The sequence below is a fragment of the Silvibacterium bohemicum genome, from assembly GCF_001006305.1.
GTDB lineage: Bacteria > Acidobacteriota > Terriglobia > Terriglobales > Acidobacteriaceae > Silvibacterium > Silvibacterium bohemicum.
In genome coordinates this window covers 232691-249337 of the sequence record NZ_LBHJ01000020.1, presented here as the reverse complement: position 1 = coordinate 249337, position 16647 = coordinate 232691, and the positions used below count along the sequence as shown (strand labels likewise).

Below are 16647 nucleotides of genomic sequence, written 5' to 3'. Positions count from 1 at the left end.
GAGATATCGCGCTGAAAGACGGCAATATTTCCATTCGGGGGAGTAAATAACGATCGCTCTTTTGGCCGCATCAACCGCAATGGAAATACAGCTCCTCGGTGAAGCAAGACTGCATCCAAACTTAAGAGCGCTGTATGCAAACTTAGGTTTGGGGGTTAGAGACATGGCGAACAAGCTTGCTCTCGTGACAGGTGCTTCGAGCGGCATCGGGTTTTCTCTGGCAAAAGAATTGGGCAGCCGTGGTTACGACCTTGTGATCTGCTCTGCCGGAGCGCGACTGGAAGCTGCCGCGGATACATTGCGTTCGACCGGATCGGCGGTCGAGGCGATTCAAGCCGACCTGGCGACGCGCGAGGGGATCGACGAGTTATGGAATGCCGTAAAGGCCTCAAGTCGTCCATTGGACATAGCGTGCATCAATGCCGGTGTGGGCGTGGGCGGACTCTTTTACGAAACCGATCTTGATGAAGAACTGAAAATGGTTGATTTGAACTGCACGGGCACTGTCCACTTGACGAAGCATGTTATCAAAAGCATGTTGGGGCAAGATGGCGGAAAGATCCTATTCACGGCCTCGATCGCCGGAGAAATGGTGGCCCCTCGGGAAGCTGTATACGCGGCGACGAAGGCCTTCGTGCTGTCTTTTGCGCACAGTGTTCGGTACGAGCTGCGCGACTCGAACATTACGGTAACGGCGCTTCAACCTGGCCCTACGAATACTGACTTCTTTCATCGGGCGGGCATGGACAACACGGAAGTCGGCTCCAAGGGCAAAAGCGAGAGCGAGCCGGATGATGTTGCTCACCAAGGCATCGAAGCGCTCCTCGCAGGCAAAGACCACGTGTATGCCGCCTCGGGCAAAACCAAACTCGAAGGCATGCTGGCCAACGTCGTACCCGGATCAGTCAAAGGCTCGATGCACGAGAAGATGGCAAAGCCGCTCGATGAAAAGTAGTGCGAGTTCCTGACGCTCTGCTCTGCGTGTTGAGTGCGCCTCACGGAGACGGCAGCGACAAAGTTTCCTCTAATTTCAGCCTCAACAATACAAGACAAGGAGAAAAACATGTCGGACGCTCTGAGAGAAAAGCCGAATGCCGAGCCTCTGCCGAAATCGGCCGGGGCGGGTGTGATCGTGAATGGGCGCTATCTACCGCCTCCGGTGGACAAGGACGGGAAGCAATGGGTCCGGACCAGCGCATTCATTCAGGCTTCACCGCAGGATTTATACGCAATGTGGCGCGATGTCGAAGCCATCCCATTATGGCAGGAACAGATAACGGCAGTAACCCGGACGGGCGACAAGACATCGCACTGGGTGATGAAGTCAGGCGACAAAACTTTGGAGTGGGATTCAGAAATTCTGGCTGACGAGCCAGGCGAGCGGATCGCGTGGCGAAGCACTGGGGGAGACTCGGACAATGCTGGCGAGGTTATCTTCGAGACCGCTCCGGGAGGACTCGGCACCGTGGCAACGGTGCTGCAGGAATTCAGGATGGGCAAGTTCGCCAGTATGTGGGAGACGATTGTGGGACGCAACCCCAAGCAGGCGGTGATCGAAAATCTGCGCCACTTCAAGGCACTAGCGGAGACCGGAGAAATTCCTCGGAATCAAGGGCAGCCACATGGACCACGCGGAACAGTTGGCGGAGCCAAGGAATCGCTATACGGAGAGAAGGTCGAGACTCCTCCTGCCATGGATCGCAAGGCGAGCTGACCGCCGGCCAATGCAGCAACGCTAACCCAACATTGCGAAAAAGGGGAACAAGATGAAAGCAGTTTGCTGGATGGGAACGAGCAAGGTGGAAACGCTGACAGTGGACGATCCGAAGCTGCTGAACCCACACGATGCCATCATCAAGGTCACACGAACCGCTATCTGCGGATCGGATCTTCACTTATATGACGGCTTTATTCCGACCATGGAGGCGGGAGATATTCTTGGCCACGAGTTCATGGGCATCGTTGAGGAAGTAGGGAGGGGCGTCACCAATCTCAAGCGCGGCGATCGCGTTGTGGTTCCATTTACAATCGCTTGCGGCAACTGCTCCTTTTGCAAAAAGAAGTTATGGGCCGCATGCGACAACACGAATCCCAACGCGCATTTGATGGAAGCGGCTTACGGATATTCGGGGTCCGGCCTTTTTGGTTACTCCCACATGATGGGCGGCTACGCCGGCGGGCAGGCACAGTATGTACGCGTTCCATTCGCAAACGTGGGACCGCTGAAAATCGAGAGCGACCTCCCGGACGAGAAAATTCTATTCCTCTCCGACATTTTCCCAACCGGATACATGGCGGCTGAGAACGCGCAGATCCAGCCGGGCGACACGGTGGCCGTCTGGGGCTGCGGGCCGGTGGGACAGTTCGCGATTGCGAGCGCGTTCATGCTGGGCGCAGCGCGAGTGATCGCCATCGATCGTCTGCCTGAGCGCCTGGATATGGCGCGCTCAGTGGGCGCCATCACAATCGATTACTCCGAAGACGACGTGAGTGTTTTGACCGCTTTGAAGGATCTAACCGCAGGCGCGGGGCCGGATTCTTGCATCGACGCGGTTGGTCTTGAGGCGCACTCAACCGAATTGCAAGGCATCTACGATCAGGTCAAGACCAAGCTGATGCTCGAAACCGATCGCCCAAGTGTGTTGCGACAAGCGATTCAGGCAGTGCGTAAAGGCGGCACGCTGTCCATTCCCGGCGTCTATGGTGGATTGCTGGATAAGGTCCCGTTTGGCGCGGCCTTCGGCAAAGGCATCACCATGAAGATGGGACAGACGAACATGCACAACTACATGCAGCCGCTATTGGAGCGAATTGAAAAGGGAGAAATCGATCCCAGCTACATCATCTCCCACCGCATCACGCTCGACGATGCGCCGGAGATGTACAAGGTATGGCGCGACAAGAAAGAACAGGTCACCAAGATCGTGATCGATCCATGGGCAGAGCGCAAAGTGGCGTAACAGCACGGCGCATGCGTCAAGCAAGCAAAGCGGACCAGTAAAAAGCTGGTCCGCTTTGCTTTGCATGAATGGTCAGGACGAGACATTCGGTGGAAGAAGCCGCCCACGGAAATTGTTTATTGGACACCGATTAAACTCGAACCCAGATAACCACCGCAATCAATGATCTGGAATGCGATGGGGATTATCCCAGATTCTCCGTTCGCCTCTCGTCTGAACGCAATCAGAAGCTGAGGCGAAACTCCAGCTGCAACACCCGTGGCGCATCAACGGTCCCGTTTACGTAGCCGAATGTGGCATTGGCTCCTACGTTCGGCTGCGGGCCCAGATTGAAAGGCTCCGCGAAGACATGGCGGTTGAATGCGTTAAAAGCATCCGCGCGCAATTCGAAGTTCGTGTCCTCGCGAATAGCAAAGCGCTTGATCAGGTTGATGTCTTCCTCGTAGTACGGGTCCATGCGAAAGCCCGTCACACGCGGCAGAGAACCAAAGACGATCGGCACGTTCGGATTAGTATTTGGATCCTGGAAATAGGCGTTGTTCAGATATGGAGTGGTAAGAGGATTGAATCCATGTTGATGGCGAGCCGGGTTATATACGGACTCCCCGAAGACCGGATTGAAGCGGAAGCAGTTGTCCCAGCCTGCTACACCGGTTGCGCAGTAGAAAGGCAGCGGCTGGCCGCTCTGGTAGCGCAGAATTGCTCCCGTCTGCCAGCCGCCGATGGTCCAATCGACAATCCGGCCCGCCTGCGAGAGAAAGTGGCGGCCCTTTCCGAAGGGCAGATCATAAAGACCGCTGATGACCGCGACATGAGGTGTATCTTGGCTGCTGAGCGCCTTCTCCTGATGCAGGTCGTACGGATTTTGGTAGAGTCCGCCGCCGCCGTTGCTGCCCGGCTGCAAACTGTCGGCATCATTGAGAGACTTCGACCAGGTGTAAGACACCTGCAGATTTAGGCCGGAGCGATAGCGCCGTTGCAAGGTCGCTTCCAGAGCATTGTAGCTGGACATGCCATCATTCTCGAGGCAGCAATCGGTGTTAAAGCGCCGATACTGCGGATAGTGCCGTAGAGAATCGCCGACCGTTCCATTGAAGCCGGCATAAGGAGCGCCGATGCCAGCATCGGTTGCGGTGGTTGAGCCGATTGCGGCATTCAGCACATTTTGGCCGAGGGCCAGATCGCTTAGGGGAAAGTTGTTGTACTGCCCGAAGCCGGCGGCGCTGCGAAGGTTTTGTCCCTTGGTGCCAACATATCCCAGTGTGAAGATGAGATCGGGAGCAAGCTCCTGCTGTACTTGTAGACTCCAGCTTTGGATCACAGGAGGCTTGTTAAAGTTAGGCGCGATGTAATCGACACTCTGGTTGTTACGAATAGTGGGGTCGAGGATGGGAGGCGTCTGATAAGCGGGGAAGCCTCCCGCCAGGAGGAAAGAGCTATTGAATCCATTCGGCGATTGCGGACTAGGCGCAGCAGCGTATCCGGCATCGACGCTGTTTGCGAAGTCCGCATAATAGAGTGGGCCATAGAGAATGCCATAACCGCCGCGGAATACGGTTTTGCCGCTGGCATAGGGAGTGAAGGCAAATCCCACGCGGGGCGCCACGTCCTTATAATTTGTATCGATCCAACGCGGGTTGCAGCCGCTGCAGTTCGAGGCAAACTCAAGAGCACCGAGCCGGCCGCCAGCTCCGGCGTTCGGCAGATCAGGATCGAAGTTCGAGGTGAAGTTCTGCGATTCCTTGCGCGGCTCGTCCACGTCCCAGCGGATGCCTAAATTCAAAGTGAGACGCTGGCTGACCTTGTAATCGTCCTGAATGAAAAGACCGTAGTAGGACGAAGTGTATCGCGGATAGTGCGCGAAGACGGTGAGGTTTGCACTATCCACCTGACCCAGCAGAAAGCTGGCGAAGGCAAAGCCGCCTTGGCTGTTGAGAACGCCGGTTCCAGCAGCGGTCTCCGCGTTGGAGAAGTTATAAGCCCCGCTGGTGTTGTCGTAGGCCAGGTTGTTGTATTGGATCCAGCGATACTCGCCGCCGATTGACAGAGCGTGCCTGCCTTTGGTGAGCGTGAGCGTGTCGAAGACGTCTGCTTCGTTGGCTACATCGTCATCGCCTTTAGCGAAGCCAATCGAGGGAAAACCGCTGTTCACATTGAATTGTGGGAAGGGACGGCCGGAGATGTTGCCGAGGCCGAGCACGGCGCCCCAGTCCGTCCCGGTCTCCGCGGCCGCAGAATTGTTCTTGCTGTTGGTCCGGTTATATCCCAGGTTTACGTGATTGAGGATGTTGCTCGAGAAGGTGTGATCCCATCCCCCGCGGCCATAGTGCGTGGTGAAATCCTGATCCCAGGTGTTGGAGTCGATTGGATCGGGAAGCGCGGGAGTACCTCCGGTGAGAAGCGTGTTCTCGCGCGTGCTGTAGGAGCCGAAGACATGGTTGTTGGCGTTGACGCTCTCGTCGATGCGGATTGTATAACTCGTGTTATCGGTCGGGAAGCTGGAGCGGAAGGTATAGTTATTCACCAGCCCCGGACCATTCGGCAGTGGCAGATAGCTGAGGGCCTTTGCAGTAACGGGATCGATCCGGGAAGGAAGGATCTGGTTTCCCTGGAACGGCGTGGCGCGGCACAGAACGTTCGCCGAAGGCTGCGAGTTGGGATCGAAGATCTGCCCTGCATACACGGGAGCGCCGGTGCAGGGATTGGTTCCGATGACATTGTTGGTAAGAATGGCGGAAAAGTCACCGGTTCGCTCGGCGGCCGTGGGCAGCGTGCTGGTGGTCACTGCGCCACGCGGCCACGTAAGCTGCTCCCACGCAAAGAAGAAGAACGTCTTGTCGCGTCCATCATAAAGGTGCGGAATTTTTACCGGACCGCCAAGTGCGACGCCGTAATCATTCTTGATGTCTTCGGGAGTGGCATATTGCGCGTAGTTCGGCGATCCGGGAGGTGCGACGGTGCCGCGCTCGAGGTCGTTAAACCAGGTATTCGCGTCGAGCACGGTGTTGCGAAGGATATCGAAGGCCGTTCCGTGGAGGGCGTTTGAACCCGAGCGCGTGGTGAAGCTCCGTATGCCGCCGGTGGTTCGGTCATACTCGGCGGAAGGCGTTGCCGTGGTCACCTTGTATTCGCGTATCGCTTCTACCGACGGAGCCGTCTCATCAAAGGTCGAGCCGTTATCCGGACGTTGAGCGGAGGTGCCGTCAAGAAGTACGTCGTCACCGAAGTTCTGACCGCCGCTGGTTTTCTGGATGTAGACGCCGTTTGCATTGTTGGCGGTGCCGGGTCCGACCACGCCGGGAAGCAGGAAGGCAAAGGCTTCGGGGGAGCGAAAAGCGCCCACGCCACCGAGCGACAGCGGCAGCTCCTCAACCTGACGCGCGGTAATGACGCCGCCAATATCGGAGGTCTGAGAATCCAAAGATGGAGCCGTGGCTGAGACGGTGACTGTTGTCGAAGCCGCGCCTGGAGCAAGCGTGAAGTTCAGCGCGGTCGTACTGTTGATTAGCAGGCCGACCCCCGTCTTCTCCTGAGCCTGGAAGCCCGTCGCGGTTGCCGTCACCTTGTATGTGCCCACCATCGCCTGCGGAAATTGATAGAAGCCTTCCGCCGAGGTCTTCGTCGTATAAGTAGTATTCGTGCCGGTCTCCACTGCCGTGACCGTCGCGTTTGGAATCACCGCGTTGGATGCATCCATCACTGTGCCGCTCATTGTGCCTCGGTTCGATTGTGCCCACACAGGGGAATGCAGACTGAGAGCGAGCACGGCAAAGACGGCCGCGCACCGACGGACGATGGGGAGTTTCATGGAATTGCCTCCGAAAATTTTGGTCTGGCTTGAGGGAGCCCGTCTTTCTTGCGAGCTGCTCATTCTGCGTCAACGAACTATTTGGCGAGCGTCAGTCTCTATCTGGTCGTCTGTCCGGCGGGCCAGACGTCCGGCGTTCGCAAGGAAAAATGCTGGAATGTGGCAAACCCGCCGCCGTTTCCGCCGCACGCCAACCCCACCCGCAGGCCTGTGTCCCATGGAGGTAACGAATCTACCTTCAAGATTTTTCCGAGAGATTGCCAGCGCTTTCCGTCCTGGCTCCAGACTGTATTGAGATGCCTCTCTCCTTGCATGGCGATGCCAAGAAAAACGTTGGCCTGGTTAGGCAAAGGACTGACGGCCAGCTTTACCCACCTGCCATGATCTCTTCTCCATTGCACCAATGCGCCATGTTGGATTCCGATTCCGACCGCATCTCTGGCGCTTCCGAGAACCGCGATGGAGGCAAGCGCCTCGGAGCTGCCGGGGCTGACTTCCACCGTCACGCGAAATGACGGCGATGGCAGTGTCTGGGCAACGATGGCGCCCAGTGGATCTCCGTCACTGGTGTTCAGAGGAGCAAGTCGCAGAGAATGATCCGCGATTCGTATCCCAGGCCCATCTGCAATGGGCCACTGCCATGTGGGACTGAGGGTTGGGCCTTTGAAGTCATCGATAAGCGTGATCCGGTGCGTTTCGCGAGAGATTCCCGGCACGCCCTTCCCGCCGTTGATCTCCGGCCACCCCTTTGCATTCCAGGCGACTCGCTCGACAACCGACTCGCGGCCGATGAAAATCGAATTTTCCTGCGGATAGGCATGGTGCATAAGGTAGTCGGAGCCGCTGGCAGTGCGTACCAACGTGCCGTGACCGGGACACTTCCACTCGGCATTGGTAGCAATGATTGGATTGGAAGGGTCCTTTTGCCAAGGGCCGTGTAAGTTTCTGGCCCGAGCGACCCCTTCGCCATAACTGCAGCGTTCACCGCAGCAGGCGCCACCTGCATAGAAGAGGTAGAAATAATCGCCATGCCGAAGGATGTACGGTCCTTCTACGACTTCGCCTTCCCAAGCCGCGTCGTTCGTCAGAATGGCGGTGGGTGATCCGAGAAGATGCAGTCCATCTTCACTCGTCGGTTGTATCCAGATCTTAGTCGGTTGATGGATGCTGTTGGCATCCTCTTTCCAGATAAGGAACGGCTTGCCAGATTCGTCACGGACGAAAGCCGGATCGATTGCTCCATCAGGCTGGCAAACAAGCGGCCCATGATCTTCATATGGTCCTTGCGGGGCGGACGCGGTCGCGACTGCTACGCACAGGGGCCCATCCTTCTTTCGAGCCGCATAGTAGACGCGGAAGTGGCCGCGGTCGTTGACGAGTTCGGGTGCCCAGAAATTTCGCACCGCCCAATCTGGACGCGCTCTGAAGACTGATCCGGTCGTCTGCCAGTTCCGCAGATCGGAGGAGCGGAAGATTGGGAAAACGGGAGCCCATTCGGCAGATGTGTTTGAGGCCCAGTAGAAGCCATTGGCGCGGATAATGGATGGATCCGGATGATCACCGGGCAAAATGGGATTGCCTTGCGCCGCCGCCGGCGAGCATGATAGCAAGACACTCACCGCGATCAAAACCGAAAGAATCCACGACATCGACACAAACTCCTTCTCGGAGTCAGCTTCCGAGGTTGATGTCAAAGGCCGGCTTCGCGTTGCCTTCAGCTGAACTCAGACTTAGCTGCTCTACGCCTTGCAAGTCTCACAGGACCTGGTCGTGTATTACCGCAGGCCGCGCGCGCCGCAGCGAGTTGATCGGACTCTAGTGGATGGATGTGAACTTCGAGGATCTGCAGCTGTCCGTCACGCGCTCGGTCTACCGGCAAAGGATAGGTCGATGCAAGACGGAGATCTCACGGAAGCCGGTTCCGCTCGACCCCTGGGTCGAAGAGGAGCTGTTGACGTGGAAGCTCGCCTGCCCTACAACCAGCCGAAGGACTGGGTTTTCGCCAGTATGCGAAAGAAGGGGAAACAGCTCTCCAGTCCGGACTCGCTGCTGAAGTGAAATATCCGTCCTGCGGCTGGGGAGGGCGAAGATCGCGAAGCACATCGGCTGGCACACCTTCCGGCGCACCTTCTCCACCTTGCTGAAGGCCAATGGCGAAGATGTCAAAGTGGTGCAGGAGCTGCTGCGGCACGCGCGGTGAAGATGACGCTTGAGGTTTACGCGTAGGCGATAACCCCGGCCAAGCGGGAGGCGCAGTCAAAGCTCGCGGGCTTTCTAAAAGCGGGGTCCAAATGACGCACGTTCTTATTGGACCTGCTTGGACCTTTTTGAAAAAGCGCGAAATCGTCTAAGTTGTTGAATGAATTGGTGGACCTGATCGGGATCGAACCGATGACCTCTTCCATGCCATTTCGGCAACGTCACGCAACTCATTGAAACCAGATGGCACAGACCACACTCTACGCCACTGATTACACGCAAAAATCCCCTTATTGGACCTTTTTTGGACCTTTTTTTGATCGACCCACAAGAGAGCTTACCCGGCTATGGCTAGTTAATAGCTAGCGCCTTCAGGTTTCTGCTTGAGCGGGCGACGCGCAGCCATCTACATTCAGTTCATGGCTTCGCTCGACGACGACTTCTGGCCTGCTTCGCTGGCTCATCTCAAAGAGCCCTACCTGAATAACCACTCCCAATATGTCACCGTTGGTGAGATCAGCAGCGAGCCGGTAAACAATTTTCCCGGCACGACACTGCTGTATACCGCCATGGTGCCTGCCGCGGAGGCTGAGGAATGCCTTACGCGACTGGGCGGCATGGGACATGGCATGCGCCACCTTCCGGAGCAGGAAGTCTACGATCCCGCGAGCGGCGTTCCGCTGCCGGCGTTTTGGATCCATTCAGGGCGAGAGGACCACAAGAAATACCAGCCCCTGGTCGAGTCGTGGCAGATCCACGATCGACATATCATCTTGCCGTTCAATGGAATCCTGCAGCGCTACGGGCTCTCGCCGGCGACAATATCCGGCCCCGATGATGCAATCACCCCGACGCTGGTATGGCATGATCTGTCGCGTCCGACCTACGCCGTAGTCCGGGTAACTCCTTTATCGGTGTATAGGGTTCCAAAGCAAATCAACGTTGCCCGAGTAGAGATCCTTCGCGAGTATCTCGAGGATTATCTGCTTGATAGTGATTGCGTTGCCATGGCAACGCAGTTCGAGGGCCGCTACTCGACTGGCGACCCGGCCTTCGAATCCGTGATGGGTACCTCAAAAGGACAACATGCGAAGCTCAAAGGCCGGGAGATCTGGCTAAAGCGTGTAGAGCACATCGAGGCGGGAGATCAGTATTCGGATACCTGGTGTACCCGGCTGGTCCTGAAGCCCGTGAAGGCTCTCGATGCTGACCAGACACTCGTGTGGCCAGATCATCCCAAGCCGATCGTCGGTTCCGGAATATTGACGGGTGAATTCGGAGTGGCGGAAGAAGCTTACGTTCGCGACGAGGTCCTACAGCGGTACGAGGATGGCCTAGAGTTCGACATCAATCCTGAGGCCGGTTCCGTCAGCAACGGCTCTTGGTGGTCTGTCGGATTTTGCAAACGTCTAGGTCGCGATCACATCGTGCTCGAATTGCGAAAGCTCTATGAAAATGCCCAATTTTCGGTGATCAAGCACTACTCCCACTACGCTGTGAAAGAGGAGTCCGTGCCGGTGCCCAAGAACGACGCTGAGGAGCGCAACATTGGGGTTCGGACACGAGAGGTGGTGGAATCCTATCTTGCGCTCATGGACGCAGTCGCGCAAATCTGTGATGCAGCAGGAGAGTTGTACACGGCAGAAGATATCGGCGGACTGTCGAAGAGCGAGATCAGCTACAAAGGTTGGTGGACTAATCGCCTACTGGGCAGACTCGGGAACGTCGCGCCGCGAACGATAAGCTATCCGGACTTTCTCGAGCGTTGTAAATTCATATTTTCGGTTTTCGAAGGTGTGAAATCAGCTCCCCTGCGAGCGCTTTTAGTGAAGCTGCAGGTTCCCAGGAAAGAGGTCAAGAGCGTAGAAGGGATCAAACTCCTCGCCTATCTCTGCCAACTGGCAATCATCGCCAAGCACGAAGGCTGGGGATTGATCGGAGATGCTGAGCTGGTCGCTGGGAAATGGAACAAAGATACACGGCTCGATTTCCTAAAGCCGCTCTTCGGTCTCAACGGCCTTCGCATTATCGACTCCCACGCGTCCTCATTCATCGGTGAGCCCACCGCGCAATCAGCTCAGCTTAAAGACTTCGGCATCGACCCCGGCCAGTTCAAAACCGAGGGAGGGCTTGCACTTGATCGCGTATACGACGAGGTCATCAAATCTCTTCTGCAGATAACAGCACTGCTCGAATCCGTAGATCTCGAAGGCTAGAAATGTTCATCGATGGTCTTTCCGGTCAGGTGGCGCATGCGCCGTTTGGGCTGGGACGACAATCAACCATGCCTCATTGGAGGGCGTAACATCGATCTGGGGAGAGATCAATAAATGGACCCTTCGGTTGTAGGTGATGCAATTCTTGGCGCGTTAGCGGCCGGTGCACTGGATGGCGCGAAGAATGTAGGTAAATCCGCACTGGCGGACGCATACGCGGCATTGCGCAATGCCATAAAGAGGAAGTATGCACACCATGAAGAGGTCACTGAGGCCCTGGAGAAGGTCGAGCGGAAGCCTAAGTCCGCGGGTTATGCTCAGGTACTGGCAGAAGAGCTTCAAAGCAGCGGAGCGTCGGGAGACCAGGAGCTTGTTCTTCAGGCATCGGAGTTACTTGAATTAGTCAGCTCGTTGGCCGGTGACAGTAATGGCGGGCAGATCGCTCATGGCAACAACATCGCTCAGGCGGACCGGCAGAGTACCGCGTCTGTCACTATCCACCGCAGGACAGAGTGATTCTTGCCGAAGAAGCCATTCCAATCGACGCAACAGGCCTCCGGGACATACATCGCTCAGGCGACGTATGGGGCTTCGTCTACGATCAATGTCTTCAATGTGGACAAGGACGCGCCGCCGGAAGTCTTGGCTGCGGTGCTTGAAGCCGTTCAGGCATCGGCTGGCGCAAACACACTTCCTGTGTCGAAGATCGAAAAGGAAGCCGATCTCATCGTCACAGGTGCACCCACGGCACCGAACCGGCGTATATCAAGAGCTCGCCTGTCGTCGTTGGTGAGCGGAGCTCTATCAAAGCCCAAACCTGTTCTTTTACGAGGAGATTCCGGTTCCGGGAGGTCAGAGCTTGCCAGAGCGACTACAGAAAAAGCAACGCGTCTCATTTGGATTGATTTTCAAGCAAATGGTGATCTGCGCCCCGGCTCCGTACTCGAATCCGTTCTTTCGGATCAAATCAACCTTCGCTCCAATCGAAGACCGGACTTTGGGAAGGTTGTTGGCAAACTCGACAAAGATCTGGCAGTCGTCCTCGACAATATCGACCAAAGCGCGGCCGATCCGTCTTTCGTCACACGCCTAGCTGTACTCGCCCGAGCCGCGGCTAGCGGAAACATAAAGCTCATATGTTGTTCGCTTTATCCACTCCCGTTGCAGCTTCGGTCGGAGTTCGAAGTTGTGCCGGTCCCCTCATATGATGATGACGAAGTGCGAGAACTACTCGTTACCTATGGAGCGCCAGCCGCGGTGAACCATAGCCAGTTCAGGGGCGTAGTTCTTGGTCTGACGCAGGGCCATCCTGATTTGACCGCACTGCTTGTAGAGTTTCTGACGGACAATGAATGGGTTCTTAGCGACGACGTGTGGCAAGGCCTCATTGGCCAGGCGTTTGCTTCTGACCTAAAAAACGAGGTCCAGCGAAGGCTTCTTTCAACAGAAACTGCAAAGACGCGCGAACTGCTTTTCCGGCTAAACGCTGTGATGCGGGACTTCACCGAGTCAGAGGCACTCGAAATTGCACGTATAGAACCAGAGATACCAGAAGCGCTTGCGCGGCTCTCAAAGCTGTCCGGTCGATGGCTGCAGCAACAAGGGACTACACAGTGGAGGACCTCCCCGCTGATTGCCGCACTTGGCGATAATAACTTGGCCGCAGCTGTCAGGAACAAAGTACATAAGAGGGTGGCCGGGTGGATCCTCTCGCGCAAGAAGCTCAACCAGTTAGAAACAAATTCTGTCATCAGCCATTTGGTGATTGCGGAAGAGTATGACCAAGCAGGAAGCATATTGCTTAGGGCTCTCTATTCGTTACTCAATGCGGGACCCGATGTAGAGCCAGGCAACCTGCTGTCGCTCTGGAAGGGTTTGCCGTTGCCGACGCAGATGAACCTCGGATTGAAGATTTGTATCCGCGGGATGCAGGTTGCCATCGCGATACAGCGCGGACAGGGCTACGGCACACAACTCGCAGATCTCCGTGACCTGATGAAAGCGAAGGAGACAATCTCGGAACCGGTGATGGTATTCGCATCTCTGTCCGCCATCGCACTCCAACTGGTTTCAAAGAGTCCCATCGAAGCACTACCGTTCATCACGGAATCGATCGAGATGCAGTCTCGGATTTCAGACCCCAGGATTTTGAAGGCGTTTCGGGGCCATTCTTCCAGTGAATTCTTTTGGTCCGTTGCCATGCAGATTCGATCCCGCGATGGTGTCAGACAGTGGGTCGCTGCAGTCGATGCTCTCAGCGAGGAAGAGCGGCGCGCAATGATGGCAGAGCGATTTGCGCCTGAATCGGCATGCCGCATGTTTGATTCACTCTGGATAGAAGAGCAGGAGCTGCCGGAACAGAAGCGGGACTGGGCCGGCCTGACGCGCTTGATCGGCGAACTCGAAACAGTGGTGTCTCGCTGGGACTCCAGCCTTGTCTCTGGTGGACTTCTCCGCGCAGCGCAAGCGATTCGAATCGTCCACATAGGAGATGCGGAAGAGGCCATACGGCAAGCTGAGGCGTTCTTCTCCGCCCATATAGGACCGAATGCAGCTGCGGGTCGATTCCTCGTCGCCCAAGGCACTGGACTCTGGCTTACGGACGTCGATCGTTGGGCTGATGCATTGCCATGGCTAGGGCGAGGCGTTGAATATCACGAGAAGCATCTCACTCCACATCGTCAGTCCAATCTACTGCGGTACGGTCATGCACTTTATCGCGCGGGTCGTCCGGATGCCGCTCCATTTTATGAAGCCGTTCAACTTGCTGAAGACGGCGATTTTCGTTCGCCCCTCGGCAGAATCAGAGCGCGAGCGGAACTCGCCACATTTCTGTGGCTTACCGAGGGCGAGCAAGCGCTCTTCGATGAATGGACGCATGTGGTCCGAGCGACCCTTGAAGCGCGGGAGGAATCACCAAGATGGAAACAAATCTATGTGCTCATCGCCAATCACACCGCTTATTGGGGGAATCGCTTCGGACAGGATTCAGAGTTCGGCGGCACTTCTCTGGTAAAACCCGATCTCGGGATGTTCATCACGGACTACGCTGACATATCCGACCGCTACTCCGACAAGATCCTCTTTGTTTTGCCCGGGAACATGACCTGGTTTGCAGAGAAGCTGGGACGGTTCAGAGAGGCTGCCGAATGGGCGCAGACCACGTATGACTGCGCCGTGCAGTTCGGTCAGTCGAATCAAGGCAACGGTTTCCGGCTTCAAGCCGCGCCGTATGCCCTCGAACAGTCTCGTTATCGTGAGGCCATAGATGCGGTTGCAGACGGAGTTCGAAGCCTCGCCAAATCCGATCCAATTGAGTTCCCCGAGGCCGTCGTTCGGGACAACCCGCGATTGCTCCGGCTGCGTCTTCCTTCCCTTGACCCCGTGCGGACAGAGTCTAACACTGTAATTTTGGGTCTTCTGCCGAGCCTCATCGGCGTAACCGCTGAAATCTTGAATGACCGTGCGCGTGGCATGGAACGTATTGAGGAACTGGTTCGAGCTTGTACTGCGCAGCGCGAAATTGCCAGCGTGCCTGCACCCTGGGAAGAAGCGCAGCGAGTGCTTTACTCCGTCAGGAACGGGACTTTGCACTACGCCGACTTTGCCTCTGAGGAGAACGCCTCGGAGGACCATATCGGGCAGGCTGCAAACTTGCTCCGGTCATTCGGCCTGCTCGCTGTGAGAGATGAACGCACTGTCGACATATTGACCGCCCAAGTAAAATGGGCGAGGTGGTTGACAATGTCCCTTGCCCCGTTCTGGGGAGTTGGAAGCGTGTTTGCGTCAATCGTTGCGAACGCCTGGAGTAATTATGTTTTGGCGAACGGCTTCAATTTTCAGCGTCCTGCCAGCCTTGTGAAGGTCATTCAGGAGCATGGTGGTCGAGGAGAACTAGGCTGTGTTCTCATTGATGTTGCCGATGGACTGGGTGCATCAGTGCCCCAGTCACTCAGAGAAAAGCTGATGAGTGCGACCTTCACGCTCGTTCCCGGTAGGTCCAAACTTTAAACGCTTTGACCTGATTAAGGCCGAATGCTCAGTATTCGGCGTTGCGAGACTTCAGACCGGTAAATACTGGCAGATTTTATACTCGGCAACAGCTAACGCGCACGTCCGATATGCCGAATCCGCAGCCGAACATCGTTGGCGTTCCTACCACCCGGGTCATGCAATCCACGATACGTGAGACGATGAGTTATGAGCAGGAAGCCTGTCCTCGGAACCTGCGCGCTGTGCTTACGGCACCGGCAGCTTTGCAGAAGCCACTATCTCGGAAAAGCCATTCATCGGTTGATGAATCGTGAATCGCCCGGCGGGCAGATTATCTTCACTCCTGAGTTGATCACCCAAAACCCGCGCCAGCTGGTCGCGCATTTGCTCTGCCGAGAGTGCGAGGAGGGGATCGCAAAGTTTGGCGAGGCACCGGCGCTATCGCTGATTAACCGCGGCGGCACCTTTCCTCTGTTGAATACCATGAAGGTGACCGAGCCAATGGAGACGTATAAGAATCTTGCGGTCTATTCCGGACGTTCGATGGGAGTCGATATCGAGGCCCTCACCTACTACGCCCTCAGCGTGGCGTGGCGAGGCGCGGTCAAGGAATGGAAAACCCTGAGAGGCCAGAGCACGACAGCGTCGCTCGGCACCCACGAAGAACCGATCCGCCAGTACCTCGCAGGCGAAGCGTCGCTTCCTGGAAATGTATTTGTAGTCCTCACCGTATGCACCGACGACGCGGCTCAGTTCATCGTCAACGCCCCATGGATCGTGCCCACGAAGGCTGACGCCTATTTGCAGATCGAGATGTTTGTGCGGGGACTTTGGTTTGTGGTCCTTGCCGGTGACGCCGTGCCGCAGGCATGAGATCGCTTTCCATGCTGGGTTCGGCGACGGGTGTGATCTATGTTAGGAATTGCGCCGACCAGGTTGTCCTTCGAAATCAGCATTTCCTTGAGTCGGCGACGATGACTTGAAACCTCTGTCTTAGCCGATCACACATATAATTGACGCTGAGCATGAGTGACGCCAGGTTGGTGGCCAACTCTACTTTGTGGCCTGCAGCAAGTCCCAGTACGATCGTGAAATACGCAATGTTCGCTGTACCTCCGCATATGACACATAAACTTGTGTTGTGCCTTTTCGCAGGCGCGATGAGAGAATTTGATAGAGGTAACGGTCCATGTACGAAGACGGTCTTTATATCAGCCACGGTCCTGAGAATCACGCCCTGGCGGTCATTCGAGAGGATAACGGCCAAACGCTGTGGATCAGAAACTTCGCCACGGCAGAATCCGCCCTAGACATCATGAAAGACAACATCCTTGCCGAGTTGGATCGGCCAGAAATCGAACAGGAACTCAACCGCCGCAAGGGGCACTTTTCAGCCGAGCTTCAGCGACCGGAAGACGGCTACAAGGAAGTCGCGTTCCAACGGTACACGCGACAGTCGGTTGGATAGGCC

Annotated in this window: 12 protein-coding genes; 10 read left to right on the top strand and 2 right to left on the bottom strand. The window is 56.3% G+C overall.

From position 1 onward, the window contains the following. Window positions 1-163: 163 nt before the first annotated feature. The 3 genes from XX99_RS24275 (at window position 164) to XX99_RS24265 (ending at window position 2960) form a co-directional block, all read left to right on the top strand. Window positions 164-955, top strand: a complete 792-nt coding sequence (locus XX99_RS24275; protein WP_050062011.1) for an SDR family NAD(P)-dependent oxidoreductase — start codon at window positions 164-166, stop codon at window positions 953-955. 108 nt (window positions 956-1063) lie between these two features. After that, window positions 1064-1714: an SRPBCC family protein gene (locus XX99_RS24270; RefSeq protein ID WP_050062010.1), complete on the top strand. Its 651-nt coding sequence runs from the start codon at window positions 1064-1066 to the stop codon at window positions 1712-1714. 52 nt (window positions 1715-1766) lie between these two features. Further along, a complete protein-coding gene (locus XX99_RS24265; protein WP_050062009.1) occupies window positions 1767-2960 on the top strand; it encodes a zinc-dependent alcohol dehydrogenase in 1194 nt (397 codons plus the stop codon). Between the two features lie 223 nt (window positions 2961-3183). Here the strand turns inward: XX99_RS24265 and XX99_RS24260 are convergent, their stop codons facing one another. Together XX99_RS24260 and XX99_RS24255 are read right to left on the bottom strand one after the other, a co-directional pair. Beyond that, complete coding sequence (locus tag XX99_RS24260) at window positions 3184-6768, bottom strand: TonB-dependent receptor (protein WP_184084590.1); 3585 nt, start codon at window positions 6766-6768, stop codon at window positions 3184-3186. A gap of 98 nt (window positions 6769-6866) precedes the next feature. Further along, complete coding sequence (locus tag XX99_RS24255; protein WP_082125930.1) at window positions 6867-8417, bottom strand: family 43 glycosylhydrolase; 1551 nt, start codon at window positions 8415-8417, stop codon at window positions 6867-6869. A 241-nt stretch (window positions 8418-8658) separates the two neighbouring features. On the opposite strand from XX99_RS24255, the gene XX99_RS27890 reads away from it, so the two are divergent. The 7 genes from XX99_RS27890 (at window position 8659) to XX99_RS24225 (ending at window position 16644) form a co-directional block, all read left to right on the top strand. Next, window positions 8659-8826 carry a hypothetical protein gene (locus XX99_RS27890; protein ID WP_184084587.1) on the top strand — a complete coding sequence of 56 codons (168 nt, stop codon included), beginning with the start codon at window positions 8659-8661 and terminating at the stop codon, window positions 8824-8826. 1 nt (window position 8827) lies between these two features. Continuing rightward, complete coding sequence (locus XX99_RS28745) at window positions 8828-8968, top strand: tyrosine-type recombinase/integrase (RefSeq protein WP_082125992.1); 141 nt, start codon at window positions 8828-8830, stop codon at window positions 8966-8968. A 382-nt stretch (window positions 8969-9350) separates the two neighbouring features. Next, on the top strand, window positions 9351-11183 hold the full coding sequence (locus XX99_RS24245) for a hypothetical protein (protein WP_156186195.1): 1833 nt from the start codon (window positions 9351-9353) through the stop codon (window positions 11181-11183). Window positions 11184-11297: 114 nt separating this feature from the next. Next, window positions 11298-11699: a hypothetical protein gene (locus XX99_RS24240; protein ID WP_050062004.1), complete on the top strand. Its 402-nt coding sequence runs from the start codon at window positions 11298-11300 to the stop codon at window positions 11697-11699. Between the two features lie 3 nt (window positions 11700-11702). Further along, window positions 11703-15194, top strand: a complete 3492-nt coding sequence (locus XX99_RS24235) for a hypothetical protein (RefSeq protein ID WP_050062003.1) — start codon at window positions 11703-11705, stop codon at window positions 15192-15194. A 189-nt stretch (window positions 15195-15383) separates the two neighbouring features. Further along, a complete protein-coding gene (locus tag XX99_RS24230) occupies window positions 15384-16049 on the top strand; it encodes a hypothetical protein (RefSeq protein WP_156186194.1) in 666 nt (221 codons plus the stop codon). 316 nt (window positions 16050-16365) lie between these two features. Beyond that, window positions 16366-16644: a hypothetical protein gene (locus XX99_RS24225; RefSeq protein WP_050062001.1), complete on the top strand. Its 279-nt coding sequence runs from the start codon at window positions 16366-16368 to the stop codon at window positions 16642-16644. Window positions 16645-16647 lie beyond the last annotated feature (3 nt).

Bases quoted from the DNA above. Each gene is read 5' to 3' on its own strand.
- XX99_RS24275 (WP_050062011.1), top strand. From the start codon at position 164: ATGGCGAACAAGCTTGCTCTCGTGACAGGTGCTTCGAGCGGCATCGGG.
- XX99_RS24270 (WP_050062010.1), top strand. From the start codon at position 1,064: ATGTCGGACGCTCTGAGAGAAAAGCCGAATGCCGAGCCTCTGCCGAAA.
- XX99_RS24265 (WP_050062009.1), top strand. From the start codon at position 1,767: ATGAAAGCAGTTTGCTGGATGGGAACGAGCAAGGTGGAAACGCTGACA.
- XX99_RS24260 (WP_184084590.1), bottom strand. From the start codon at position 6,768: ATGAAACTCCCCATCGTCCGTCGGTGCGCGGCCGTCTTTGCCGTGCTC.
- XX99_RS24255 (WP_082125930.1), bottom strand. From the start codon at position 8,417: ATGTCGTGGATTCTTTCGGTTTTGATCGCGGTGAGTGTCTTGCTATCA.
- XX99_RS27890 (WP_184084587.1), top strand. From the start codon at position 8,659: ATGCAAGACGGAGATCTCACGGAAGCCGGTTCCGCTCGACCCCTGGGT.
- XX99_RS24240 (WP_050062004.1), top strand. From the start codon at position 11,298: ATGGACCCTTCGGTTGTAGGTGATGCAATTCTTGGCGCGTTAGCGGCC.
- XX99_RS24230 (WP_156186194.1), top strand. From the start codon at position 15,384: ATGAGCAGGAAGCCTGTCCTCGGAACCTGCGCGCTGTGCTTACGGCAC.
- XX99_RS24225 (WP_050062001.1), top strand. From the start codon at position 16,366: ATGTACGAAGACGGTCTTTATATCAGCCACGGTCCTGAGAATCACGCC.